Source organism: Streptomyces sp. NPDC006510 (assembly GCF_040611955.1).
Classification (GTDB): Bacteria; Actinomycetota; Actinomycetes; order Streptomycetales; family Streptomycetaceae; genus Streptomyces.
On record NZ_JBEXPH010000025.1, the window covers coordinates 1 to 24,501 of the forward strand.

The 24,501-nt window shown below is 69.7% G+C and carries 20 protein-coding genes and 4 pseudogenes; 8 read left to right on the forward strand and 16 right to left on the reverse strand.

The features are described from left to right. Positions 1–780: pseudogene (locus ABZY11_RS11070) on the reverse strand (DNA-binding protein); the annotation flags it as partial. After that, entirely contained in the window at positions 777–1,643 is an 867-nt protein-coding gene (locus ABZY11_RS11075) for a DUF4132 domain-containing protein (RefSeq protein WP_356478857.1), read from the reverse strand. The gene ABZY11_RS11075 and the pseudogene ABZY11_RS11070, both read right to left, overlap by 4 nt. A 123-nt stretch (positions 1,644–1,766) precedes the next feature. Between ABZY11_RS11075 and ABZY11_RS11080 the strand changes: the two genes are divergently transcribed. Both ABZY11_RS11080 and ABZY11_RS11085 read left to right on the forward strand, forming a co-directional pair. Beyond that, on the forward strand, positions 1,767–2,078 hold the full coding sequence (locus ABZY11_RS11080; protein WP_356478858.1) for a hypothetical protein: 312 nt from the start codon (positions 1,767–1,769) through the stop codon (positions 2,076–2,078). A gap of 116 nt (positions 2,079–2,194) precedes the next feature. Further along, positions 2,195–2,416, forward strand: a complete 222-nt coding sequence (locus ABZY11_RS11085; protein WP_356478859.1) for a hypothetical protein — start codon at positions 2,195–2,197, stop codon at positions 2,414–2,416. An 86-nt stretch (positions 2,417–2,502) separates the two neighbouring features. On the opposite strand, the gene ABZY11_RS11090 is transcribed toward ABZY11_RS11085, so the two are convergent. The 10 genes and pseudogenes from ABZY11_RS11090 to ABZY11_RS11135 all read right to left on the reverse strand — a co-directional run bounded on the left by ABZY11_RS11090 (position 2,503) and on the right by ABZY11_RS11135 (position 16,846). Then, the gene (locus ABZY11_RS11090; protein ID WP_356478860.1) at positions 2,503–6,921 is read right to left on the reverse strand and encodes a serine protease; all 4,419 of its coding nucleotides are present in this window, start codon (positions 6,919–6,921) and stop codon (positions 2,503–2,505) included. Continuing rightward, positions 6,918–7,289 carry a CU044_2847 family protein gene (locus ABZY11_RS11095; protein ID WP_356478861.1) on the reverse strand — a complete coding sequence of 124 codons (372 nt, stop codon included), beginning with the start codon at positions 7,287–7,289 and terminating at the stop codon, positions 6,918–6,920. The genes ABZY11_RS11090 and ABZY11_RS11095 overlap by 4 nt, the downstream gene beginning before the upstream one ends. Positions 7,290–7,343: 54 nt before the next feature. Then, the gene (locus tag ABZY11_RS11100; protein ID WP_356478862.1) at positions 7,344–11,684 is read right to left on the reverse strand and encodes a trypsin-like peptidase domain-containing protein; all 4,341 of its coding nucleotides are present in this window, start codon (positions 11,682–11,684) and stop codon (positions 7,344–7,346) included. A 2-nt stretch (positions 11,685–11,686) separates the two neighbouring features. Next, entirely contained in the window at positions 11,687–12,007 is a 321-nt protein-coding gene (locus ABZY11_RS11105; protein ID WP_356478863.1) for a CU044_2847 family protein, read from the reverse strand. A 779-nt stretch (positions 12,008–12,786) separates the two neighbouring features. Continuing rightward, entirely contained in the window at positions 12,787–13,674 is an 888-nt protein-coding gene (locus ABZY11_RS11110) for a septum formation family protein (protein ID WP_356478864.1), read from the reverse strand. A 607-nt stretch (positions 13,675–14,281) separates the two neighbouring features. After that, positions 14,282–14,503, reverse strand: coding sequence for a hypothetical protein (locus tag ABZY11_RS11115; protein ID WP_266918735.1), 222 nt, complete (start codon positions 14,501–14,503; stop codon positions 14,282–14,284). Continuing rightward, positions 14,409–15,107, reverse strand: a complete 699-nt coding sequence (locus tag ABZY11_RS11120) for a DDE-type integrase/transposase/recombinase (protein ID WP_356478903.1) — start codon at positions 15,105–15,107, stop codon at positions 14,409–14,411. The genes ABZY11_RS11115 and ABZY11_RS11120 overlap by 95 nt, the downstream gene beginning before the upstream one ends. Then, a pseudogene (locus ABZY11_RS11125) lies at positions 15,068–15,184 on the reverse strand (IS3 family transposase); the annotation flags it as partial. The pseudogene ABZY11_RS11125 and the gene ABZY11_RS11120, both read right to left, overlap by 40 nt. Before the next feature lie 137 nt (positions 15,185–15,321). Then, on the reverse strand, positions 15,322–15,648 hold the full coding sequence (locus ABZY11_RS11130; protein ID WP_356478865.1) for a transposase: 327 nt from the start codon (positions 15,646–15,648) through the stop codon (positions 15,322–15,324). 250 nt (positions 15,649–15,898) lie between these two features. Then, positions 15,899–16,846: a hypothetical protein gene (locus ABZY11_RS11135; protein ID WP_356478866.1), complete on the reverse strand. Its 948-nt coding sequence runs from the start codon at positions 16,844–16,846 to the stop codon at positions 15,899–15,901. 1,017 nt (positions 16,847–17,863) lie between these two features. Between ABZY11_RS11135 and ABZY11_RS11140 the strand changes: the two are divergent. After that, positions 17,864–17,953, forward strand: a pseudogene (locus ABZY11_RS11140) (recombinase family protein); the annotation flags it as partial. Between the two features lie 753 nt (positions 17,954–18,706). Here ABZY11_RS11140 and ABZY11_RS11145 read toward each other — a convergent pair. Then, the gene (locus ABZY11_RS11145) at positions 18,707–19,267 is read right to left on the reverse strand and encodes a GNAT family N-acetyltransferase (protein WP_356478867.1); all 561 of its coding nucleotides are present in this window, start codon (positions 19,265–19,267) and stop codon (positions 18,707–18,709) included. A 946-nt stretch (positions 19,268–20,213) separates the two neighbouring features. Between ABZY11_RS11145 and ABZY11_RS11150 the strand changes: the two genes are divergently transcribed. Together ABZY11_RS11150 and ABZY11_RS11155 are read left to right on the forward strand one after the other, a co-directional pair. Beyond that, complete coding sequence (locus tag ABZY11_RS11150) at positions 20,214–20,408, forward strand: hypothetical protein (RefSeq protein WP_356478868.1); 195 nt, start codon at positions 20,214–20,216, stop codon at positions 20,406–20,408. A 29-nt stretch (positions 20,409–20,437) separates the two neighbouring features. Then, the gene (locus tag ABZY11_RS11155; protein WP_356478869.1) at positions 20,438–21,232 is read left to right on the forward strand and encodes a thioesterase family protein; all 795 of its coding nucleotides are present in this window, start codon (positions 20,438–20,440) and stop codon (positions 21,230–21,232) included. On the opposite strand, the gene ABZY11_RS11160 is transcribed toward ABZY11_RS11155, so the two are convergent. The 3 genes from ABZY11_RS11160 to ABZY11_RS11170 all read right to left on the reverse strand — a co-directional run bounded on the left by ABZY11_RS11160 (position 21,217) and on the right by ABZY11_RS11170 (position 22,590). Beyond that, positions 21,217–21,429 (reverse strand): hypothetical protein, encoded by a 213-nt coding sequence (locus ABZY11_RS11160; protein ID WP_356478870.1) that lies wholly within the window; start codon positions 21,427–21,429, stop codon positions 21,217–21,219. The two genes, ABZY11_RS11155 and ABZY11_RS11160, sit on opposite strands and share 16 nt — an antisense overlap. Positions 21,430–21,659: 230 nt before the next feature. Beyond that, positions 21,660–22,358 carry a restriction endonuclease gene (locus ABZY11_RS11165; RefSeq protein WP_356478871.1) on the reverse strand — a complete coding sequence of 233 codons (699 nt, stop codon included), beginning with the start codon at positions 22,356–22,358 and terminating at the stop codon, positions 21,660–21,662. Positions 22,359–22,380: 22 nt separating this feature from the next. Beyond that, positions 22,381–22,590 (reverse strand): hypothetical protein, encoded by a 210-nt coding sequence (locus ABZY11_RS11170; protein WP_356478872.1) that lies wholly within the window; start codon positions 22,588–22,590, stop codon positions 22,381–22,383. A 576-nt stretch (positions 22,591–23,166) separates the two neighbouring features. Here ABZY11_RS11170 and ABZY11_RS11175 point away from each other — a divergent pair. From ABZY11_RS11175 to ABZY11_RS11185, 3 genes and pseudogenes are all read left to right on the forward strand, one after another. Beyond that, positions 23,167–23,319: a hypothetical protein gene (locus ABZY11_RS11175; protein WP_356478873.1), complete on the forward strand. Its 153-nt coding sequence runs from the start codon at positions 23,167–23,169 to the stop codon at positions 23,317–23,319. Between the two features lie 211 nt (positions 23,320–23,530). Then, on the forward strand, positions 23,531–24,235 hold the full coding sequence (locus ABZY11_RS11180; RefSeq protein ID WP_356478874.1) for a GNAT family N-acetyltransferase: 705 nt from the start codon (positions 23,531–23,533) through the stop codon (positions 24,233–24,235). Between the two features lie 21 nt (positions 24,236–24,256). Next, a pseudogene (locus ABZY11_RS11185) lies at positions 24,257–24,484 on the forward strand (GNAT family N-acetyltransferase); the annotation flags it as partial. Between the last annotated feature and the right edge of the window lie 17 nt (positions 24,485–24,501).

Consider the following 24,501-nt stretch of genomic DNA (forward strand, 5'->3'; position numbering starts at 1 on the left):
CTCGTTGCCGGACAGGGCCGCGGCGCGGGCGAGCCGCTTCAGCTCCACCGCGGCCTGGGCGGACGGCGCGAGACCGCCGGCGGTCCGGCGCACGCACAGCCGCCGGAACCGCTCGTACGCCTCGACGGGCGCGAGCCGGGCCGACAGGTCCTTGCCGTAACCGGTCAGGACCTTCACCGGCAGCGCGCCGGCCAGGGCGAACTCCAGGAACAGGGCGTCGAGCCGGTCCTCGTCGACCGTCAGCCCGTGCTGCGCCTCGCTCGTGCGGGCACGGCCGAACAGCTGGCCCGCGTACGCGCTGTTCTCGACGCCGAGGAAGACCCGCGCGGCCTGCTCGTAGAAGACGGGCAGGAAGTGCGGGACGGCCGAGGCGAGCCGCCCGGCCAGCTCGTGGCAGGCGTCCAGGGCGGCCTTGGGCTTGGTCTTGGCCTGCCGGGCCAGCCGGTCCAGCTCCGGCACGACCGCCAGGGCGTGGTGCCCGTCCTCGGGGTGGTGCACCAGCACCCACTCGGGAAAGCCGAGTTCCTGGCGCCGACCGAGACCGACCACGGCCGGCTCGCCCTGCGGCTCGAGTCCGAGGAAGCCGGCGGCGAGGTCCTCGGCGGGGCCCAGTTCGGCCGCAGCCAGCCGCACGACGACCCGATCCTCGCCGAGCACCGCGTGGCGATAGGCCCGCGCGGTCAGCTCGACCGCTGAGGGGCCCGCACCCCGCGCGTCGGCCGGAAGGACCGCGCCTGCCGCGAGCAGCTCCTTGTTGTCGTTCCCAACCGTCCCGGTCACGCGTCCCCACCCTCTTCGATCGTGCGGCCGGCGTACAGCGCAGCGGCCATGCGCATCCCCTCGGACCAGGCCACCGGCCCGACCTCGGTCAGCCGCACCGCGCGGCCGTCCTCGTCGTGCCAGCTCAGCCCGCCGGTCTCCGACTCCCCGTCCCAGTACGGCTCGCCGATCCACACCGACGCCTCCGTGCTGCGGCCCCCATCACGTACTTTGCACGTGGCGTAGCCACCGGACACCCGGTAGCCGAGGCCTGTGGCGCGTGCCGCGAGACCGAACCGCGAGGCGAACTTCCCGCCCGCGTAGTCCCGTACCTCCGTCGCCGTCTCCGGACGCCCGGCATCCGGCCCGTCCGGCCTGGTCCAGGTCGCCCGGTGGATCTGCTCCACCTTCTGGGTGATGCCGAGGTCGGCCGCGAAGTCCCGTACGTCGTCCAGGTCCGGCAGGAGCACGGGGTGGGGAAGCGTCACCGTGCGCGGCGACAGCCGCACGGTCTCACCGTCGAGGTCGACCACCTTGAGCTCCCCGTCGCCGGTGACGTCCCGCAGGAAGCCGACCTCGTCCGGATCGTCGCCCACGACGGCCATGTCACGCAGCGCCGCCTGCCATGCCTCGTCCGGCCACACCCGCGCGATCAGCTCGGTCGGAACCGGAAGCGACGACACCATCCAGGCATCCACCTGAGCCACACACGAGGCCGCGTGCCGGTCCAGCCACTCGGCCAGCTGCCTCAGCCGGTCGACCTCGGGACTGTCGCGCAACGCCTTCGGCAGCGCCTTCAATTGCCGCCCTCCGACTCTCCGTGAGACCACACGCCCGTCCTCAAGGGTGATCTCGTACCCCTCACCCGCTGCCAGCCACGCCATCAGCCGTGCCCCTCCGCCTGTCCATCAGATGTCAGCGCAGCCCGAACCAAGGGCCGCGAAGCCCCTGAACTGCGATATGAGGGGAGACTAACGAGGGCCACTGACAACGCAGGTTGGTCCGCGGTGCCCTCGCGACGGCCTGGCAGGGATTGCCTTCATGGCGCTGGTGGTGCGCGGGCTGCCGCTGCCACCCGCGCCGAGCAGCATCTCCTCGCCCGCAGCACCCCCACCCGTACTCCCCCGCCACCACACCCCGAGCCCGAGGCGCAGGCGCAACAACTGAGCACGGCGCCCGCAGGGGCGGGAGAGGACAGCCTCGACGACCTCGACCAGGACGCGCAGGACGTCACCGAAGACGAGACCCCTGCCGGCCCGGCTGCACATGTGGCCGGGTACGGGCTCTACGACGCCCGGGCGGAGGCTCTCAAGTGGTGACGGGCCACCCTCCCTGCGCGGCGGGCGGCGCCGCTGCGCAGTCAGGCGTGGATGAGCGGGACGGACACGAGGGGAACACGCCCGCCGGCCAGGACCCTGCCCGCGGGGCATGGCCGGTGACCACCTGGCAGGGCTGGCAGCACTTCGCCACCACGCCTCCCCCGGTACCGCCCGGACCCGGTGACCCGGCGCGCAGCGACGAGGAGCGCCTCGCCTACCACTCCGCGTTCGTCACCCTCCGCACCCCGGCCATCCTCACCGAAGAAGAGACAACCCCGGACCAGCGGGCCTACCCCCTCACGAAACCGTCCTCGCACGGTCTCAACCAACCCGAGTAATCCCAGCTCCGGCCACTACCCGCACCCCAACCACACCCCCCACGAAACGACAACGGACCTTTTCGACGGTCCAGCCGGGCCGTGTCTCAATCCGCGGCACAGGGTTTCCGGGTCCTCGGATCAGCGGGGAGCAGGTCTACCTCCTCCAGGGTGAGTTCCCGGTCGCCGATGACATCGCACAGCTCGCGGTACCACCGGCCCGGTGACAGGTGGAGCGCTCCGACGGCGTCATCAGGGCTCTCGTACAGCACAGTGCTGCCGTCAACAGTGGCGCCCCTGAAAGCGTATTGCGCATTGACTGTTTTGTCGTTCGGGCGGGTGAAGGAGTAGAACGTCTCGTAGCCGGGCTCGCCAATCCGGTAGATGCGAACGGCGTTGTTCGCGGCAACAAGATAGCGGCCCTCCCCCTCCAAAAAACTTGCGACGTACGGCGTGAGGTCCAGCTCGGAAATGCTGCGCAAAGGGCCGACCTCCTTGCGGGGCGGGTCGCCACGCCGCCACAGTTCGAAGATCGAGCCGCGGCGCAGGGTGGCGAAGTACTTCCCACTGGTGTCGAATTGGGCAGCGAGGATATCGCTGCCGGTTTGCACGGTCTCGGTGATACGTCCGGTGGTGATGTCGACGATATGGATGCCGGGCCGGTCCAGGACGATGACGGTGACCCGGTTCGTGGCCGGGTAGGAACTGATCGTCAGTCCCGCGTCCTTGGCGCCTCCGGCTCGGGAACGGACCGCCGAGGCGTCGAAGCGGGCGAGTCGCTTGCCGGTGCGCGGGTCCCACTGCTCGACGACGGTTCCCGAGACGGTGATCAGTTTCCCACCGCGGTCGAAGAAGTATTTGAAGTCGTAGTTCGGTCTTCCGGAGCTTCCGTTGTCGTCGCTGATTTCGATGTCCTCGGCCGACGGCGGGAAGTCGGGCAATTGTGCAGGGTCGGTGGTGGTGATGGTGGCGGTGCGGCGCAGTGTCGTGGCATCGCGGACGGTAACGATGTTCGCGCCCTCGCGGTCCGCGACGAGCCGTCCGGTGCGGTCGAGGCCGAGAAGGTCGCCGCCTTCAGGCACCCGGTAGGGCTTGCGGCGCGGCACGTCGGCGAGCACGCGGGCGCTGATCTTGCGCGCGTGGCGCACCTGCATGCGGGAGCCGTCCGCCAGGACGGTGATCGTGTACTTGCCGTCACGTGTGAGGCGTTGCTGACCGACATCGAGGAACCAGTAGCCGGGGCGCAGTTGGGCGAATCCGATCTTCGACTCGTCGTGGCGGACGTAGTAGAGCCTGCCGCCGGACTCCACGAGCCAAGGGCTGCTCTCAGTCCACGAGTTGGGCGAGGCGGGCAGGCCACTGCGGGAGAGGACCTTGCCGTCCTGCATGTCGACGACGGTGAGGCCCTTGAGAGATTTGAGAATGACCCTGAGGCCGGAATCGTCGACGGACTGCACCCCGCAGGCCTCGGACGCGAAGTCCTTGTTCTTCTCCCGGTAGGCGGGGCCCTCCCGGGAGCCGTCCGGTAGCCGGTGGACGGTGACCTCGGCGGTCTTGCCCCGCACGTGACACAGGACGGCCCGGGTCCGGTCGCCGGAGATACGGATCTCGTCGGCACGCTCCACAAGCCGACTTCTGCCAGTAGCAAGGTCGAGCGTGAGCAAGCTGCTCTTCGCGCCCTGCCCCAAAGCGCGCCGCTTGTAGACGGAGACCAGTAGTGTGCGGTTGTCGGGCGCCGGCCACACGTCGAACGAGTCCTTGGGGGCCAAGAGGTTCCCCGCGAGAGTGCCGTGCGGACCACTGTCCAGGTTCCACCAGACGATGCGTTTGCTGACGCGTGCGACGATCACCGTACCGTCGAGGGACAGCGCCGGGTCGAAAGTGTCGCTCCAGTCTGTGCCGGTGCCAGGGGCTTGGGGGAGCCGGTGCAGCGGTCCGACGGGTTGCTTCGCGTCGGGGCGTACCTCGAACCACACGGTCTTGCCATCGTCCTGGATGTAGGCGGCGCGTCTCCCGTCGGCGGACACCACGACGTGCCGGACCTCATCGGTGGACGGGACCCGCACGGTGCGTACGGGCCCGGTCAGGGCATGCACGAACAGTGTGGCCCCGGAACGTCTGGATGCCGCGAGAACCACGTCGCCGTCGCGGCTCTTGTCGAAGGCGGCGTTCTCGCTGAGGTCGCCGGAGAGTACCCGGTCGTAGGACCTGTACTGGAGGTACTGGCGCAGCAGTTCGTTCTTGGCCTCCTGCGTGGGAGAGGTGTCGTAGGCGGCGAGGGAGAGCAGCGCGGCGCGGGCCGGGTCGGTGACGGTGTACTCCGGTGCGGCCTGGACGAGGGCGCGGGAGGCGCCAAGAGCGGCGCGTTCCCGGCTGCTGCGGCGTTCGACGGCGTAGAGCATGCCGAGCACCAGGGCGAATGCCAGGGCCGTGGCCAGTGCGGAGAGCAGAGCTCGGCGCCGACGGGCGCGGGTGCGGCGGTGGGTCCGGCCAGCGGTCAGGTAGTCCCGCTCGGCCCGGCTCAGGGCCGCGTCACGGTCGGGGAGCCACTGTTCGGCGCCCGCCAGCGCGGCGGTGGTCGGCAGGTGCTCAAAGGCGCGGTCTGCCTCCTGCCAGCGGTCCATTTCGTGCCGGACTGTCTCCCGCCAGCCGAGGAAGGACCGGTCCTCGGCCACCCACGCGGCGAACTTTTCCCACTCGCCGATCAGCGCCTCGTGCGTGAGCTCGACGGTTTCGGTGCCCTCGGCGCTGCGGTCGGTGACGAGGAGCCGGGTGTGCGCGGCGAGCCGTTGGGCGATGCGCCACTGGTCGGCGGTGAGGTCACCGCGCCGGGCGAGGCGCCGGGTGGCGGCTGCGGCGCCGAGTGGCAGCCGGACGAGCTGGGTGAACAGCCGTCGTGCGGTTGCCTCGTCGTCCGGCGGCACGTGTTCGGCCCAGGCCCGGTCGGCGTGGTTGCCGAGCGCGCCGGTGACACCGCCGAGTTCGTCGTACGCGTGGTGGGTGAGCACGCCGTCCTCTTGCCGCTGCCACAGCAGGTCGAGAGTGAGGGCGAGGAGCGGCAGGGCGCCGGGTTCGGTGCCGGTGTCGGCGAGGATGCGTTCGGCGAGATGGGGCTCGTAGGAGACGCCGGGGAGGGCGTCGATGGGTGTGGTGACGATGTCGCGCAACCCGTTCTCGCCGAGCGGGCCGAGGGCGTGCAGGTGCTGGCCGGTGAGGGGTCCGAGGTGCGGGTGACCGAGGACGGATTCGAGGAAGTCGGCGCGCAGGGTGGTGAGTACGCGAACGGCGGGCGGCAGGGCGTCGGCGGCGAACAGCACGTCGGCCAGTTCGCGCACGGCGTCCGGGAGCTGCTGAAGTAGCTCCTCCAACTGGTCGACGATGATGAGGAGTTGACTGCCGCCGTGGAGTTCGAGCAGGCGGTCCGTCGTGTCGGCGAGGCCATGGCGGCGCAGCATCTCGGACAGTTCGGGTAGGCGCGCCAGTCGGCGGGTCTCGGGCAGGTCGGGTTGCAGTAGTGGCAGCAGCGCGGAGGCAAGGGCCGCCAGCGGGCTGCTTCCGGACGCGGGCCGCATGACGACGACGGCTCCGTGCGCACGCAGCCGTGGTGCCACGCCGGCCAGCGCGAGCGACGACTTGCCGGAACCGGAGGGACCCACGACGGTGACGCATTGTTGCTCGTCGAGCGCGCGGGCGACGGTGTCGCTCTCGTTCCGCCGACCGTGGAAGACCGCCGCGTCGGCCTCTTCGAAGGCGGCGAGTCCGCGGAACGGCGAGGGAGGCAGCACGAGGGGGCCCAGTTCGGGCCAGGCAGCCGCCAGTCCGCTGGCGGGGATCAGGTAACTGACATGCGGCTGGCCGGACTCGGCCACCGTGACCATGCCGACCACGCCCGACAGCCGGTCGTCCCACACCGGGCCGCCGCTGAAGCCGCGCGACACCGGGTAACCGTCACCGACGAGATCGGCCTGCACCCAGCCGTCGGCCTGCCGCTCCCGCAGCACGCCGGCATGCCAGACCCCGCCGGGACGGCCGGTGGGCAGCCCGAACGCCCGCACACGGTGGCCCCAGTGCCCGTCCGGCACATCGTCTGCGCATTCGTCAGTCGGCTCCTCCGCCCGTGCGTCCGCGTCGACCAATCGCACTGGCCCCGCCCCTGACAGCGGAGCTGCGAACCGCAGCACGGCGACGTCGGCCGTACCGGAAGCCAAGCCGGCGGCCGATCCGGACGGCTCGCCGCCCGGCCCTCGAGGCGGCACCCACAGTTCGACGACTGCGTCCGAGGACGGCGCGCCGGGGACGAGAGGCAGGTCGACCGGGACACGCGCCCCGGGCTCCGGTGATGTGCCGAGCGCGGCGAAGACCACGTGTGCGCACGTCAAGGCCATCGTGTCGGACACCAGGAAGCCCACGCCGACGGGTTGCCGCCGCGCGTCCAGGATACGCAGCAGCGCCCCGTCCAGGGCCTTGGGCCCGATGGCCGCCGTCTGCCGTTCCGGGTCTCCCCCGTGCCCCTCCCCCGACGTCATTCTGCCGCCCGGTCCGACGGCCGACGCCAGGTCGGAGTCACCGTGAAGTTGGCCTGCCCGGTCGTCCGGGTGATCACCAAGTCCGCGTCGGCCGACAAGGACAGGCCGAACTCGACGCCGATCTCGTCGGGGCCGTCAGGCATGTCGCGGAAGGTGCTGACGAATTGTTCCACGACCGGCCGGATCCCGGCGAGCATGCCGTTCAGCGCCCGCGGCGCCCGCGCTGCGACCCGCCCCGGCCGGGCGGCCTCGACCAGCCCGTCGGGCGCCTCCTCGATCTGCACCTGGACTGTGTCCGTCATGCCCCGCGGTGCGGTGCCCGAGGTGCCGTCGGCTGCGGACACGGGCAGTTCGGCCAGATACGCCATACGTCCCCCTTCGCTCGGTACTCGTCGTCCACGCTCGCCGGTCGGCCCCTGTCGCTACGGACACAGTTGCCCCGTCCTCGCCCCTGCCGGGAGACCGTCACGCTCGTCGGCCGTGAACGCGCGGCCGCCGACGATGCGGCACAACTCCCGTCTCCACAGCTCCGGGTCGAGGACCAGGGCACTGCCCGGCTCCTCGAAAATGCCGTGGACCACAGTGTTCCCGTCGCCGGACACGTCCAGGAACGAGTACTCCCCCGACGCATCGCCCGAATCGCCGAACACATACGAGTCGTCGTAGCCCCGCTTGCCGATCCGGTAGATGCGTACGGCGTTGTCGGCGGCTATCACGTATCGGCCGTCGTCGAGGAAGCCTGCCCGGTACAGGGCGATATGACTCTCACCGATGGTTCTCAAGGGGCCGATCTTTTTGCGCGGGGGGTATCCGCGCTGCCACACCTCAAGTCCCGCGTCACGGCGCATGACCGCGAAGTACCGGCCTCCGGAGTCGAACTGGACGGAGAGGACATCACCCTTGACGCGCACGCGGTCCGTGGTCCGGCCGTCCGTGATGTCGACCACGCGGATGACAGGCTGCCCCTGCACGATCACGGAGACCTTGTTCCGGTCCGGGTACGGGGCGATCATCATGATCGCGTCCGGGTCGTCGTCGGGGCGCAGCGCTCCGGCGTCGAAGCGGGCGGTCTGCCGACCCGTGCGCGGGTCCCACTGCTGGACGACGGTGCCGGAGACGGTCAGCAGGTGGCCGGTGTGGTCGAAGAAGTACCGGAACTCGTACTTCTGGCCGTACCGGCTGAGTGCCCCACTCACGTCCAGGTCCCGGATCACTCGGGTGTCGGGGCGGGTCTTCGGTGGCCGGACGGCGGTCACCGTGGCCACTTTTCGCAGCGTTGACGTGTCACGGACGACCACCACGTTCCGGGCCTCGCGGTCGGCGACGAGCCCGCCGGTGCTGTTGAAGACGGGCAGGTCTGTCTCCTGGGGCAGCCAGTACGGCTTCGCGCGCGACGCCTGCGCGAGGGTGCGCCCGCTCTGCCTGGGGTCGGCCGGGTGCAGTTCCGTCCTGGAGCCGTTCTCAAGGACAATGATCGATCTTTTTCCGTCGGGAGTGAGCCGGTGCTGAGCGGCCTTCGGCAGCCGCCTTCCCGGGGTCATGTCCATGAAAGCGATCATCGAGTCGTTCCGACCCATGTAGTAAAGCTTGCCGTGCGACTCAGAGAGGAGACCAGAGGAATGAAACTGCGTGACGTCGGATCCCAGCAGGGGCGCTCTTGAGATCGCCTCCCTCCTGTCCAGGTCCATTACGCGCAACTCGTCGCCCCATCGGAGCGCGACGCGCCGCCCGGTCGCGTCGACGGCGTCCACCATGCACATGTCCGTGGTGTAAGCCTCGTCCCGTTCGCGATAGGAGTGGCCGATGGCGGCGCCGTCGGAGGTCCGGTGGCGGCTGATGACGGACTGCTTGTTGTCCTCGCGGCACACGACCGCGGTGCGGCGGTTTCCGGACAGGTAGATCTCCCGGGCGCCGGACAGGAGCTGCGTGGCACGGCCGGTGCCCATGTCGACAGACATCAGGGCCAGCACGTCTGATCGCGGGTAGGCCGTCGTCAGCAGCGTGCGCCCGTCCGGGCCGAACGCGAGGTCGGTGGTCATGTCCTGGGGCGCGGGCACGTCACCGGCGACCGTGCCGCTGTCCAGGTTCCACCACACCAGGCGGTCCCGAACGACCGAGGCGAGGGCGCGACCGTCCGCCGACATCGCGGGACGCACCGAAGGATTCAAGCTGATGCCGCTGCCCGGCCCGCCGGGCAGCCGGTGCACCGGGCCGAGCAGGTCTTCGGCGTCGGCGTCGGCGTCCACATCGAACCACGCGGCCTTGCCGTCCACCTGGACGTAGGCGACGCGCTTCCCGTCTGCGGACACCACGCCGTGCATGACCTGCCCGGTCGAGGGCACCTGGGCACTGCGCACCTGTCCGGAGGTGGCGCCGGTGTACAGGATGGCCCGGCCCAGTTGCGAGGTGGCCAGCACGACATCGCCGTCCCCGCTGGTGGTGAACTCCCTGACCTTGCCCAGTACACCGGACAGCACCCGGTCGTAGCCCTGGTAGCGCAGGTACTGCCGCAGGAGTTCGTTGCGCGCCTCCGGCGTCGGCGCCGTGCGGTGGGCAGCCAGGGCCTTCAGCACGCCGAGGGCCGGTTCGGTGCGCGTCTCGTCCGCCGCGGCCACCGCAAGGGCGCGGGAGGCGGCCTGCGCCGCGCGGTCCCGGCTCTCCTCCCGTGTGGTGTAGAACAACGACAGGGCCACCAGGACCAGCAGTACAACGAAGCTGATGGCCGAGAGCACCGCCCGTCGCCTGCGGACTTTCGCGCGGCGGTGGGCACGGCCGGCATCCAGGTAGTGCCGTTCCGTGTCGGTCAGTTCATCGGAACGCTCGCTCAGCCACTGTTCCGCCTGGGCAAGCTGCAGGGTCGTGGGCAGCAGCTGCGGGGCGCACTCGGCCTGTTCCCAGCGGTCCATGTCCTGTTGCAGTGAGGCCCGCCACTCCAAGAAGGCACGGTCACCGGTGGTCCAGTCGGCCAGTTTGTCCCACTCGCTGATCAGCGCCTCGTGCGCAAGTTCCACGGTCTCGGTGCCCTCGGCGTTGCGGCCGGTGACCAGTAGCCGTGTCCCGGCGAGCCGCTGCGCGATGCGCCACTCCCCGGTGCCCAGCTCGGTGCGCAGCGCCATCCGGCGGGTCGGCGCGGGCATGCCGGTCGGGACCCGGACGAGCCGGGTGAACAGCCGCCTGGCCGCCTCCTCGTCCTCCGGCGGCACGCACTCGGCCCAGACCCGGTCGGCGTGCACGCCCAGCGCACCGGTGACGCCCCCGAGTTCCTCGTACGCACGGTGCGTCAGCAGGCCGCCCTCCTGCCGCTGCCACAGCAGGTCGAGGGTGAGGGCGAGGAGCGGCAGCTCGCCCGGGCCCGGGCCGGTGTCGGCGAGGATGCGCTCGGCGAGATTCGGCTCGTAGGACACGCCGGGGACGGCCTCGACGGGTACGGTCACGATCTCGCGCAGGCGTTCCGGGGCCGGCGGGGCGAGCGCGTGCAGGTGTCCGCCGATCTCCGGGCCGAACCGCGGATGGGCCAGCACCGGATCCAGGAAGTCGGCGCGCAGCGTGATCAGTACGCGGACGGAATCTGGCAGCGTGTCGCCTGTGAGCAGGTCGGCGAACTCGTCGACGGCGTCCGGTTCCAGGCCGAGGACCTCCTCGAACTGGTCGACCACGACAAGCAGCCGGCTGCCGCGCCGCAGTTGGAGCAGCCGGGCCACGACGTCTGCCGGGCCGTGGTGGCGCAGCACTTCGGCGAGTTCCGCGATCCGGTCGGGGCGCTCGGTCTCGGGCAGGTCGGGTTCAAGCAGCGGCAGCAGAGCCGCAGCGAAGGCAATGAGCGGGCTGCTGCCGGGCGTCGGCCGCAGAACCACCGCCTGGGCGCCTTCCGCACGCAGCCGGGGCGCCACGCCGGCCAGGGCCAGCGACGACTTGCCGGATCCCGACGGCCCTACGACGGTGACCCGGCGTTCGGCGGCCAGCGCCCGCGCCACCTCGTCGCTCTCGGCCCGCCTGCCATGGAAGATCGCCGCGTCCGTTTCCCGGAACGCCGAGAGGCCACGGAACGGCGACGGGGGCAGTGTGACCGCGCGCAGCTCGGGCCGGGCGGCGAGCAGTCCGCTGGTGGGGATCAGGTAACTGACGGGCGGATGCCCGGACTCGGCCACCGTGACCATGCCGACCACACCCGACAGCCGGTCGTCCCACACCGGCCCACCACTGAAACCCCGCGACACCGGATAACCATCACCAACGAGATCGGCCTGCACCCAGCCATCAGCCTGCCGCCCCCGCAGCACCCCCGCGTGCCACACCCCACCGGAACGACCGGCCGGCAGCCCGAACGCCCGCACCGGGTGCCCCCACACCTCGCCCGCGTCCACCAGCCGCACCGGGCCCGCCCCCGGAAGCAGGGCCTCCAGCCGCAGCACGGCGACATCGGCGGGCGCGGCAACATCGGCGTGTCCGGAGGGGCCGCTGCCGGGCTCCCGCGGCGCCACCCAGTACTCGACACCGGCCGTTGTCGCGGGCGCGCCGCCGTCGCCCTGCGAGGCGGGCACGAGGGGAAGGTCCACGTGGACCCGGGCGGAAGCGGGCGGCGCCGCGTCCCCCGTCGTGCCCAGCGCCGCGTGGACCACGTGCGCGCAGGTCAGAGCGAGCGTGTCGGACACCAGAAAACCGACGCCGACAGGTTCTCCACGCGCGTCAAAGACACGCAACAGAGCCGCGTCCAAGGACTGCGGGCACGGGCCCTGTCCGCGTTGCGCCGGTAACGCGGGCACCGTCAGTCCACCGCGTCCACACCCGGTTCGCCGGACGGCTCATTGCGCCAGGTAAGCGTGACCTTGAAGTTGGCCTGACCGGTTGTCCGGGAGATCACCACGTCCGCCTCGGCCGACAGGGAAAGCCCGAACTCGACGCCGATCTCGTCGGGCTGGCGTTCCATACCGCGGAAACCGTCCACGAAATTCTCCGCGACCGGCCGGATACCGGCGAGCATGTCGTTCAGCGACCGCGCCGCCCTCGCCACGACCTGCCCAGGACGCGCGACCTGGACCAAACCGTCCGCGGCCTCGTCGATCTGGACCTTGACGATGCCGGTCACGTCCGACGGAGCGGATCCCGCCACCTCACCGCCCGCCCCGGACACAGGCAACTCAACCAGGTACGCCATGCTTCCCCCCTTCGCGACACCTGCCACGCCAGCTCGTACCCTACCGATTCGACGGCATGTCGGGGCCAATTCGTCCCGAACCGACCCCGCAGCGTACCGACCTGACGTCACATCAACGAAGACATCGCTGCCCTGGCTACGCTCGCACCCACCCTGGAAAAGACAATCGCGGGCTCGGGCGAGGACCACCACCTGCTGCTCGACGGCACACCCACTCCCACCCGGCGCTGCGCCGGCCTGGCCACGGAAACCAACCAGACTCGCTGTACAGCGGCAAGCACCACGACCACGGCGTGAACGTCCAGGGCCTGATCAGCACCGGCGGTGTCCTGCTTGTACCTCGGCGAAGCCCGCCCACGACCTCACCGCCGCTCGCGCCGGTGACATCGTCGACGCCGCCAGCGGGGCCGACGCCAAGACCGCCGCCGACTCCGTGCGTAGTCACCCCGGTAGGTGCGCACCGCCATCCCGGAACCCCAGCCGCCGTGCTGCCCCTGGCCATGTGCCAGACGGGCCACGTTTCGGGCCCGGGCTTCTCGGGCTGCCAGTTGCTCGGGCGTGAGCCGATTGGTGGGCGGGCTGCGGCATCGGGATCCTGGCCGAGAAGGTAGCCGCTCTTGGTGACGGCGGCCCCAGCGCCGTTCGGACGGCGAGGCGCCGCCACCCGGCCAGGTCCATGACGGACACAGCTTCGCTACTCCGACGGAGCGTCAGCCCGCCCAGACCTCGGCCTCGTCGGCCGGGACGGTAGTGGCCAGGCCCAGTTCCTTGCGGGCGGCGACCGACTTGTTCGGGTCAATACCGGTGAACGCCGGGTCGTAGGCGATGTAGAACGTGTCGGCGTCGGCGGCGTTCGCAGCCTTCTTCCAGTTCCCGGCCGCCTTCGTCAGCGTCGCGCGGAGCTTGCCGACCTCGGTGCCCTCGATGCCGTCCAGGCCCTTGACGTGTGCGTCGAGGGCGGCCGCGACGGCCTTGGCCTGCGCCTTGTAGCCGGCCAGGTCGTCCTCGACATTGTCCTTCTCGGACTGGTTCGCCCACAGGGCCTCGTAGACCGCGTTCGAACCCTTGAGGTACGTGGTCTGCTCGGGCTTGAGGGACTTCGCGGTGCCCAGCGAGCCGCGGAACGTGCCCTTCTCCACGGTGTAGGTGCAGCTCACCGCGCGGTCACCCGTCGCCCAGCTCTCCTTGGTCGGGGTGTAGTAGAAGAGGGCGACGCCCTTGGGGAGCGCCCAGGTGTCCGGGGCGTACTTCCGCGCCTCGACCAGGCAGCGGCTGTCCGCGATCGTCGAGACCCCGTCGTCGCCGGGGTACTCCTTGCCCTTGTCGATCGCGAAATCGCCGACGACCTGGCCCTCGTGCGCCTCGTCGCAGGGCACGATCTCGACGGCGTACGCCGTCCCCTCGGCCTTGCCGTTCGGGTTGTAGCAGTCGCCGATGTCCAGCGAGAACACCGAGCGCTGACGAGTCACCTTCTTCGCGCTGTCCTTGGCGCTGTCGACGGCGTCGGAGACGTCCGAGCATCCCACCGCACCGATCGCGAGCAGGGCGGCAACGGCAGATATGCCGCGAAAAGAACGATACGGATCGCGGATTGCCATGACGTGTACATCCTCTTAAGTGATCTTTATGAAGGTCGCGCGCATCTTATGCCATCCCTGTGGCCCGGTTACGCGAAGGCCCTCACCTCATCGCGGCGTCTCTGGCTCGCGGCGGGCCGCGAGGGTTGTATCCGGGCTGCTCGCAGGTGACCTGCCTCCGCCGATTGAGGACAGCGAAGCGGACCCTTGAAGAGGGTTTTGTCCCGGTAGGGGTGTTTGGTAACCGGCGCGATGTCGGTCGCTTGGGGCAGCCCGTGCCTGCGTGTGAAGATCCGCCTGTGGAGTGTGATGTGCATGGACGGTCGATGTGGCGGTGGCCGGTGCCGCCGACGGCCTGGGAAGAGGAGACCTGGTCCTGTTTCTGGTGCCATGTGGGCGGCGCGTGGTTCGAGATCTCGCGACCGCTGCACCTGCCCATGGAGATGCGCTGGGAGAGGGCTGTCGCGGGTGGCCTTCCCGCTGGTGTCTCCCACGCCTTCGGCATCTTCGACAGGACGCTGTGCGGGATCCGGCTACCTCTACCAGGTGGCGCGCCATGCGCAGGCCCGGAACCGGGGGAAGGGGGATGCGCCGGCCCAGCTGGGGGCCAGGGCCGGCGCAGTGTGCGTTACGGGCGCGGTATCTCGGTGGTGACCTGGTCGTACCGGACGAGACGGGGGGTGAAGGAATACGAGGGATGTCTCTCCTGGAGGCGTGCCGTGGCATCGTCGAGATACGCCCACATGTCGGCGGGGTCAGCACCGACGCCGAACGTCGCGTCGTTTAGCACCTCTATGTCGGGACTCGCGATGTATGCCACGTACTTGAGGGTCTGGCTGCCACTGGCCATGGGTGCCTCGGCCTCCTTCGAGGTGCTGTGTGGTGTGTTCCCGTCCTTGCCGCCCGCGGTATCGGCGGCCTGTGCTGTTCCGGTTGTCGTGAGAAGTGTCGATGCGGCAACTGCGCCGGAGGCACCCAAGAGTGCTCGCCGGGAAATGTCTGACACAGTCCTCCCCCTGCCTTGATGACCCTTCCTGCGAGGGCTCGCGGCTGACGTTACAGCCACGTCTTCGCCGTGGAAGGACCATTGCGGTGACTCCGTCCCGGTCGCGTTGCCACAGGGCCATCTCCAGGGCGTCCAGGACGAGCCTGGTCCCCTTGGTGGTGGAGGCGGACCGGCCGACGATGCGACGGGAGAAGGTGTCCATGACGAAGGCGACGTGGACGACCCCGTTCCAGGTGGCGACGTGCGTGAAGTCCGCGCCCCAGCAGCGGTTGGGGGCACTGGCGACGAAGTCACGGTCGAGGAGGTCCGGGCCCGCTCGGCGGCCGGATCGGTGATCGTCGTGATCGCCTTCCTGCCGCGGACGGCGCCGGTGATGCCGATCTCGCGCATGAGGCGCTCGACGGTACAGCGGGCCACGGCGTGTTCCTGCCGGTTCAGCTCGCGCCAGATCTTCCGGGCTCCGTAGACGCGGTAGTTGGACGAGTGGACCGCCTGGATCCGCTCCTTGAGTTCCTCGTCGCGCACGGAACGGGCGGAGGGAGTTTCGAGGCGTTTCTTGTGGGCGTAGTGCGTGGAAGGGGCGATCTTGCAGCCGTGCTCGGTGAGCGTCCTGCAGATCGGCTCGACGCCGCCGAAGCGGTCCCGGTGCTCGTCGATGAACGCTACGAGCGAGTGTGTGGCCGGTCGAGCTCGGCCGCGAAGAAACTCGCCGCCGCCTTCAGGATCTCGTTGGCCCGCTTCAGCTCGGCGTTCTCCGTCCTCAACGCTTCGAGCTGGGCGGACTCCTCCGTCGTCGTCCCAGGTCGCGTTCCCGCGTCGATCTCGTGCTGCTTCACCCAGTTCCGCAGCGTCTCGCGGGATCCGATGCCAAGCTTCTCGGTCACTGCCTGCAAAGCGGCAGTCTCGTTCGCGTGGTCGTCGCGCACCTCGGCGACCACGCGCACCGCACGGCGGCGGAGCTCAAGGGGGTAACGGGAAGGTCGTGCCATGACTCGATCCCTTCATGAAATCGAGTCTCCATTCGAGCCGGGGTGGTTCAGTAAAGGGGGAGGCGCCGAGGAAGGCCAGGCAGGTCACCGCCAGCAGTGCCAGTACGCGGCCCCGCTGCCCTCGCCGACCTCACGTGGTCACCAAGACCTGCAATGAGACGTGACTGGCCTCGGATCCCGGCCCTGAGCAGATCTTCTCCGCGTGCCATCCACGCGGAGAAGATCTGGGTTGTGTGGGTGAGGCAGCGGACTATCCGGCGAAGATGCGCTCGGGCCAGCCTGCGGCGAGCCGCCCGTATGCCAGGATGTCAGCGCTGTTCGGAGTCTCCTTGTTCTTGTCCATGTAGAGGTAGGCGTCGCCGGTGGGGAGCGTCCCGATCCATGCGGAGTTCGGTCCCATCGTGCCGTTCTTCGCGCACGATCCGACGGTGATCGCTGTGAGGTTGCCCCAGCTGGTGGGGCGGACGTCCTTACGCGTCCACTTCGTCGGTGTCCTGTGGGGGATGGTGTACTCGACCAGCTGCCCGGTCGTGAGGGTGGCGAGGAGCACGTCGGCGCTCTGCCCGTCCGGGAGCGTCTTGAGGCCGTACCATGCCAGGGTCTTGAGGCCCTGCCAGCCCGACGCACCGACCACCGTCGTGCTGTTCATGGTCTCCGCCTTGGTGGCGGTGTTGTACCGATGGATTCCGCCGTTGTCGGTGAGGGCGTACACGTAGCTGCCCGGCCTGCCGGAGAGGGCAGGGACCGCCGTCATGAGACGGATGGAGCTCCAGGTCGTGCCCACTTTCTTCTTGGTCAGGGAGCCGTCGAGGTTGAGGCCGAGCACATACAGGCTCCCGTCCGCCGCGGTCGCGTAGTAGTCACGTCCCGTGCTTCCCAGGGCGTCCGGCGACTGCGCGCCGGCCGACTCCTTCTTGACGAGCGCCCGCGGCACGAATCCGAGTTGGCTCTTCTCCCAGACCGAGGTGTACAGGTTTCCCCGGCCGTTCTCGCTGGTGTAGGTCCGGTCGACGATCCGCTGAGCGGAGTCGACCCCCAGGACGTTCACGGAGCAGGACAGGCCCGGATCAGGGATCCCCGGCACGCTCGTGCCCGCCGTCATGGGACGCGCCGCGGGGGCCGGTGCGGCCTGTGCGATCGCGGGGGCGGCAAGGGACGTGAGCGTGAGCGCGGCAACGGCCGCGACAGAACCGCTCACTCGACGTCGGAACATGGACACCTGTTCATCCTCATCTCGTGTTGTTCGCTGGTCTCTCCGGGTGCGTGAGGCACATCCGGAACCGTGGTGGCAGGGCCGAGGTGTCTTCTCCCGGAACTCGAAGTGGACACCCCCTGCGCAGGCAGGGACGACGGGGACAGAACTGCTGGTTCCACGAGGAGACGATCAATTGCTCCTGCTAATCAGCGTTAATGTGCGCGTCCGGCACTGCGGGGAAAGCCACGAGGCGCGAGGACGTTCCGGGGCCGCACGGGTCCGCGGCGCAGTTGCCTCGCCGGGGTCGCGTGTACCGGATGCGGACGACCGCGTACGCCGTGGTTACCTCCTGCAGCGCGGCGGTAACGGTGCGGTCGCCGCCCGGATCGGAGTCAACGGCGAGCGCGGTGAGCACCGGCGGCACCGCGTAAGGAGTGGGGAAAGCCCAGCGAGCGCGGCCGTCCTCCCCTCTCCCCCGTCACCGCGACCATGACGATGGCGGTCGAGGGCCCCGGTGGGCCGGGAGGACCGGCGGGGCCACGCTCCCCCTGTGGGTCGACGGGCGGCTCGACCGGCTGCCTGGTGGTGGGGTGGCGACCGGTGCGTCTGGTGGTGGTGCGGGTGTAGCGGCCGAGATCGCGGAGCGTGCCCCCCAGAGAGTTTCCGGGCGTGTGACGGGCGGCGCCTCCGCGCGGGGCCATCAGGTCTCCGCGCTCGTCAGGTCGAGACGCCGACTGGGAACGGACCTGGGCACGTCGATCGCAGCGTCCGGGCTGATCGTGACCTTCTCCGAATCGACGACCAGTCGCACGCCGTGTCCGTTGCAGGGCCCTCGATACGCGGCGAGGCGCGGCCTGCCTACAACGGAGAGAGGTGGTCATGAACGCGCCGGAGCGGCCGGGCGAGACGGCGAACCAGAGCGTTGCCATGGCAAACTCGTCGAGGTCGTCGGCAGAGTGCGCCACCTTCTGTGGTGGGTTGTCTGGTACTCGCGTCCGGCGACCGTGAACGTGCCGTTGTGCTCGCGGCATCGGCTTCCGGTCCCTGCACGACGCGCTCGACACCACCGCCCCCGGCAGGCGCCTGATCTTCCACGTCTTCGCCGCCCTGGCGCCGCGTCCGGCGCCAGTTGGAGGGAACCAGCCAACCGACCCCCACCGCTCCACCGCGTGACCAACGGGCTCCACCAGTCCCTGTACCGCAGCCCGGCCCCGAGAGGAGCGAGATCGGCCCGCAGCAGAAATCGAGGGGACACACGAGACCGAACCCGAAGCAGGACAGGACAGGACAGGACAGGACAACGCACCATGACGCACACGTCCGAGATCGAGCTGAAGACGACCCTGCCGGCGAGCCCGGAACAGGTCTGGGACGCGATCGCCACAAGACCCGGGCATCGACTCCTGGTTCATGGGCCGCGCCCGTGCCCGTGCACGTCATGTTCGTGCTCTTCTCCACTGCACCAGCCGGCAAGCCACAGGAGAAGGTGCACTTCCTTCTCCGTGACACAGTCGGGCCCGGCCGAGACTGACGCTCGCCAAGTTCACATGCTGCGCTCGACCGCCACATGGAAACTCGCCCCGGGCCCGTACTCGATCGCCGTCCAGGTCAACGGTCGCCGTTTCCTGCCCGTGAAGTTCAACGTCCTGCCGGCCGTCCGGAATCGGAGCGGTGAGGGCCGGGGCGCGGCGGCGGCCGCACGCATATTTGTGTACTCACATCAGTTCCGGTCAGCCGGGTTTCGGTGCTCCGGATCGGGGCGGAGCGTCCCTTTCGATCCCTCAACCGGTAGCTCCGCGCGTTCCTTGGTGGCCAGTTCGCGGTAGCGGATGCACGAGGCGGCGAAGGCCGGGCAGTTGACGGCTACCGGTGCTGCTCCCAGTCGGTCCTGGTGAGTTCGTACTCGACTTCGCCGTGCTCGGAGCCTTCGATCGCCTCGGGCCAGTCCCCGGTGAAGTCCCGAAGGAACGTCAGCCCTGCCTTCTCCATGACCCGACGGGATCGGATGTTCACCGTCATGGTATTCGCGGTGATCCGTTCCACCCCGAGGTCGGTGAACCCCTTTCTGATCAGAGCCCGCGACCCTTCTGTGGCATACCCCTTGCCCCAGGCGGCCTTGTTCAGTCGGTAACCGAGTTCGACCACGGCGGCGCTGTGGTCGTCCAGGGGGCGGAACTCGAACCAGCCCAGGAACGCTCCGGTTGCCTTCTCCTCAGCGGCCCAGTAGCCGCGGGTACCGAAGCACGGGTAGGCGTGCAGGAGCCGTGGCAGGGTCTGCGTCTGGATCGCCTCGTAGCTGGTCGGCTTGCCGCCGTTGATGAAGCGCATGACGTCGGGGTCGTTGTCCAGTGCGAGGAGGCCGTCGGCGTCGGTGTCGGCGAACGGGCGCAGCACGAGCCGTTCGGTTTCCAGGAAGACAGTCATGTAGCGATCTTCACCACCGGCGGTTGGACCCGCCACCGGATATTCGGAGCAGACCGGTGAGGGTGACCGTTCACGCAGCGATGGTTTGGGACCGTTCAACCGGCCAGCCGCGTTCGAAGCGGGCCCCGCGCGGACGCGGGCGACGAGCTTGGGTGCGGTGATCGCGCCAGCGGGCCTGGGCGAACGCAGTTGGGTGGGATGGGGCCCGAAGGTCCCGTTCTATGGGGTGCTCGTGACCGGAACGGGCGGGCAGGGCGTGGCCGGGCCGACTCCGACCGCCAGGCCGCTCACCGCTCCCCCATCGGCTACGCATGCCGCCGCGACCTGTTCATCACCCGCCCCGAGTTCATCGACCAGCAGCGCCGGCAGGACTTGCAGCGAGGCCCGCACGTCGCATCGGTCGACCGGGCTCAACGCCAGCAGTACCAGCGGTTTCGGTGGCGGATCCGGCCGGCCGAGGCCGGCTTGCTCAGTCGCACCGCACAGGCACTCCTCGGCGAGCACGGCATCGACGAACCGCTCCCGAAGGAGGCGAGGTTTCGTGAGCGGGACGACCGAGCGGTTGTCGGCGGCCGATCGGCCAGTCCGCTCAAAGCCCGTTACGAGACGGCGACCGGTCCGCCGCTGCCCGCGCATTCGCCTTCGACGCGCCGAACTACCAGGGACAACTGGCAGTTCAGCGGGAGGCCGTCGTAGCCGAGGACGTTCGGCCGGCGCTTCCGCCGAAGCCCTTCGGATCGCTCGGCGTCCTTGATTCAGCGGAACTCACGGGCACATCGGCCATCGTGGTCCCGGTCCCCTATCTCTGACCCACGGTGCCAGGCAGCGACTGGGGTCGTACGACCGCGGCCATGCGCTCGCCGGCGCTGCGGCCTGCCCTTCGCCTTCCTCGGCAGGAGCCGCGCCTCTCCTCGGCTCGGCCCTGGCCCTGGCCCAGTGTCTGTCGGTGCGGAGGCCGGTCGGTATCCTGCTGATCATCGCCGTGACCGCCCTCCACGGCACCATGGCCGCCGAACCGCACGGCATCTGGAACGCGCTGCTCGCGGTCGCCGTCGGCGTGCACATGGCATTCAGGCGCCGCGCGATACTCAGCGTCGGCATGGGTACCGCCGTTTACGTCGTCCTGCTCAACCCCCTGTGACCGTCCGTCCGTCCCGAGGAGAGACCCCGATGAATTCCGGCAGTTACTACGAGCGCATCGACGACCACCGGTACAAGCCCACCTCGCACGCCGGCGGCGCCTGGACCACCGACGAGCAGCACTTCAGCCCGCTCGGCGGCCTCGTCGTGCACGCCATCGACCGTCATCTGGCCGCGCGCCCCGGGGCCGACGGGCTGGTCCTTTCCCGTATCAGCTACGACATCCTCGGACGGCTCGCCCTGGACGAGTGCGAGATCCGGGTGGACGTCGTACGGCCCGGCCGAACCATCGAACTCCTGGAAGCGGTCGTACTGATCGCCGGCCGGCCGGTGGTCCGCGCCCGTGCCTGGCTGCTCGCGGCCCTCGACACCGGCGCGGTGGCCGGCGGCGCCGAGGCAGTGCTGCCCCCGCCCGGGTCGGTGGAGCGGTGGCCGATGTCCGAGGTGTGGCCGGGCGGATACATCGCCTCCCTCGACGTCCGCCCGCTCGCCCCGCCCCGGGCCGGTCGCACCACGGCCTGGATTTCGACCCCTCTCGCACTCGTCGCGGGCGAGCCGAGCAGCCCGCTGGCGTCGTTCCTCGCCCTCGTGGACACGGCCAACGGCATCGCCGTACGCCAGCCGCCGACGCAGTGGATGTTCCCCAACGTCGACCTGACCGTCCATCTGCACCGCCGACCGGTGGGCGAGTGGACCGGCCTGGACACGACGGTCGTCTTCGGCCCCACCGGCCAGGGCGTGACCAGCACCGTCCTTCACGACGTGGAGGGCGCCATCGGCCATGCCCAGCAGCTCCTCACCGTCCGCCCTCAGTCGGACGGCTGAGCCCCGCGCCCCGCGATCGTGGCGCGGGCCGACTCGTCGACGTGAAGGGTGACGACGTCGGGGCGGGCGTAGTGGCCGGTTGGATCGAAGTCGAAGCGGGCCCGGGGCAGGTCGCCGAGATCGAGCTCGGCGGCCAGGATGCCCTCGCCGTCACGCAGCGGGCCGGCCGCGGTGTTGCCCGGCCACCTATCCGCCACAGCGGACCTGACGGTCCTCCGGATCACCATTCGGCAGGCCAACCGGATCACCGTCGGCGTTGGTGCTCCCGGGTTGGTGACCGCACGCCCGGGTATCGGCCGTGGTCGCTGATGCTCAGCGGCCTCGCGTCCCATGGCGTCGACCGAACGGTGGCCAGTGAGGTCATTTCCCACCATCAGCCGTTGCCAGGCCTCCGCGCGAGCCCTGAAGCTGCTGCGGAGCCGCTTGTTCAGGAGAGGGTGGTGGGTTTACGAGGCGGCGGGACGGCCCGGAGCAGTTCCCACAGGGGATGTGAGCCGGACGCCCACGTTCCAAGGGTCTGGCGGTCGACCACATGCAGTCGCTGCTGCTTGGCGAAGGCCACGGCCGGTGCGGTTACCCGGCCGTTCGTCACGATCACCGCGATGTCGGCGCCGTGGACCTGGCGTGCGGTGCCGTTGAGGACTTGAAGGTCGGGTGTGCCCACCGCAGAACCGGAGGCGCCGTTGCGACGGTGCTTGCACTGGATGACCCAGCGTCGTCCGTAGGGGTCGGTGGCTTTCACGTCTGCGCCCAGGTCTCCGCCGCCCCCGACCCGGACCGCATCCCGGCAGCCGTCACGACGCATCAGGTCCCGCACCGCGTCCTCGAACCGGGAGTGGTGCAGGGCGTCGAGCTGGGACAGCCCGTAGCGCAGGCTTTGTGCGTGTGCCGCTTCCCATCTGGCTTTCTGCTTCAGTCGGTAGAGCCAGCCACCGCCCGCCAGCACCGCGAGTGTCCCGACGACGATCAAAACCCACCAGTGCACCAGCAGCCAGTTGACGACAGCCACCACCAGACCGATGGTCACGGCCGACGCCACAATAGAAATGATCAGACGGTCGTCCTTGCGCCGACGCCGGTTGCTCGGCCGCCTGGAACGCCGCCGCGCCGGTGAACGCCTGGTCATCGCCGCTCCTTTGCGCGGGGGATCATCGGCTGCTCTGGGTGATGCCACTCGCAAGCTGGCCCAGGAAGTCCAGAATTCCCTCACCGACGGGTGTCGGGGCGATGAGCACCCCCAAGGCCAGGACGACTATGACGGTGAACTTCTCATCCAGTCGGCTACGCGCCTCCGTGCGCCGACGGAGCCGGAGGACGACGATGACCGCGAGCAGCACCGCGACGTTGATCGTCAGCAACCGCCCGACCTCCCCACCAGACCGAGCCGCCCGCGGCGCAGAACCGGAGGGCGGCGTCCCGGCCTTCTTGTGTAGTCGACGGTGGGCAGTGCTGTGGCCGGTTCGCCGGTGAATGACGGTAAACAGATCTTTTGGCTTGATTCTTCGGGGCGCAGCGGGTCGGCCGTCCTCATTTCCCCGTCCGCGGTTCGCGGACCCGTGCTCGGCACCTGAGTTCACGTATCGCGCAGCTCTGCCGCTCCGGCATTTCCTTGATGGCCGAGTCCACCGAACGCGGCGCCTCGGTTGGCATCGAGGGTGCGCCAATAGCCGTCCGAGGTGGTCTCCCCTGTCTTCACCTGCCCGCCGGGGCGATCGGCGGGGTCGGTCGGCAGCGAGGCTGTGCTCGTGGCGTGGAGTCGAAACTGCGCGTGTGGGAACCCGGCACCGGACGCGGCTGCTGCGCAGGGCTTGCTTATGCTGCCGTCATGGGTCGGGATCTGACACTGTTCATGGCGGACTGGGAACGGTTGAGTGCCATCCCCGTCGAGTGCCGGATCGAAGCATTGGACGACACGAGCTGGCCACTGGAGCTCGATGACGGAGTTGCGCGGGCCGTTCGCTGCCGAGTGCGAAAGCTGGGCAGGCCGCCCGGACACCTTCGAGGGCTTCATCGCGCTTCTGCGTGAATGGGGCGACGTGACAACGGAGGCTGCCCGCCGCAGCTGGGGCCTCGTCGGGCTGCCCTGAAGGGTGTTGCAGGCAACGTTCGCCCTGTAGGTCGTGACGAGCATCGGTCGATGTCCGTAGTCGGCCGGTGCAATCGAGGAACATGGCTGCCCGGCCTGCCATCGGCTCCGCCGCCCCGACGATGCGCTTCGCGTGTTGTGCTGTTGACTGCCGCGATCGGCCTCGGAAAGCGGTTCGACGGCTTTGCGGGGTCCTGACACAGTGGCGCACTATGGCGAACTTCGAGCTTCTGACCGCCGCGGACGTGCAGCTCATGCAGGGACTGGCGCAGCGTGTCACCGCCACCCGTCCGGACCTGGTGAACAGTGACGCGGCGTTCGGCGAGCTGGCCTGGAACTGGGGCAAGGGGCACGCCGACGAAGGCGCAAGCTGGACGCGTCGGCTGTGGTTCTCCGGCGGGGATCTGGTGGCGTGGAGCTGGGCCCGTCTGCCGCACCGGGTGCGGCGGAGCGACGGGTCGGTGAAGGACGTCACCGGCGCCTATCTGGCGTATCAGGTCCATCCCGACCACGCCGGGCTCGTTGACGACGTGATCGACTGGTACGACGGTACGGCGGCAGGCATCGAGCGTACGGTGGTGCCGAGCGCCGCCGATGAGTTCGCCCTGAAGCGATGGGCGGCCCACGGCTACGAGACCGACCCGGCCTCGCTCGGCGACACCGGGTCCTGGACCCAGCTCAACGAGCGGAACCTTATCGACGTGGAACAGCCGGTACTGCCAGACGGATTCCGGTTCCGCACCGCCGACGAGGCCGGGCCGAAGGCCGCGGTCCAGGCCCATCTGGACGCCTGGGCTCCCTCGACGTACACGGCCGAGAGCTACCGGGGCGTCCGGCAGACGGCGACGTATCGCGGCGACCTGCACATCCTGGTGGAGGCGCCGGACGGAACGATGGCATCCTCGACGATCATGTGACTCGACGATGCGAACAAGACCGCTGAGTTCGAGCCGGTCGGGACGCATCCGGACTACCGGCGTCTGGGGCTTGCGAGGGCGATGCTTCTGCACGGGATGCATCTGGCGCGGGCGGCCGGGGCCACTCATATGACAGTCGCCTGCCTGGGTGCGCCGGGGCATCCCCAGGCACGCGGGCTGTACTACAGCGTCGGGTTCCGGAAGTTCACGCGGGACGCGCCGCTCATCAAAAACAGGACCGCGGGCTGAGGACTGGCCGTTCGGGT

Excerpts from the sequence above, each read along its gene's own strand:
- ABZY11_RS11075 (WP_356478857.1), bottom strand. The coding sequence starts at position 1,643 with ATGGCGTGGCTGGCAGCGGGTGAGGGGTACGAGATCACCCTTGAGGAC.
- ABZY11_RS11090 (WP_356478860.1), bottom strand. The coding sequence starts at position 6,921 with ATGACGTCGGGGGAGGGGCACGGGGGAGACCCGGAACGGCAGACGGCG.
- ABZY11_RS11180 (WP_356478874.1), top strand. The coding sequence starts at position 23,531 with ATGGCGAACTTCGAGCTTCTGACCGCCGCGGACGTGCAGCTCATGCAG.
- ABZY11_RS11115 (WP_266918735.1), bottom strand. The coding sequence starts at position 14,503 with ATGGCCAGTGGCAGCCAGACCCTCAAGTACGTGGCATACATCGCGAGT.
- ABZY11_RS11155 (WP_356478869.1), top strand. The coding sequence starts at position 20,438 with ATGAATTCCGGCAGTTACTACGAGCGCATCGACGACCACCGGTACAAG.
- ABZY11_RS11145 (WP_356478867.1), bottom strand. The coding sequence starts at position 19,267 with ATGACTGTCTTCCTGGAAACCGAACGGCTCGTGCTGCGCCCGTTCGCC.
- ABZY11_RS11175 (WP_356478873.1), top strand. The coding sequence starts at position 23,167 with ATGACGGAGTTGCGCGGGCCGTTCGCTGCCGAGTGCGAAAGCTGGGCA.
- ABZY11_RS11110 (WP_356478864.1), bottom strand. The coding sequence starts at position 13,674 with ATGGCAATCCGCGATCCGTATCGTTCTTTTCGCGGCATATCTGCCGTT.
- ABZY11_RS11130 (WP_356478865.1), bottom strand. The coding sequence starts at position 15,648 with ATGGCACGACCTTCCCGTTACCCCCTTGAGCTCCGCCGCCGTGCGGTG.
- ABZY11_RS11165 (WP_356478871.1), bottom strand. The coding sequence starts at position 22,358 with ATGACCAGGCGTTCACCGGCGCGGCGGCGTTCCAGGCGGCCGAGCAAC.
- ABZY11_RS11095 (WP_356478861.1), bottom strand. The coding sequence starts at position 7,289 with ATGGCGTATCTGGCCGAACTGCCCGTGTCCGCAGCCGACGGCACCTCG.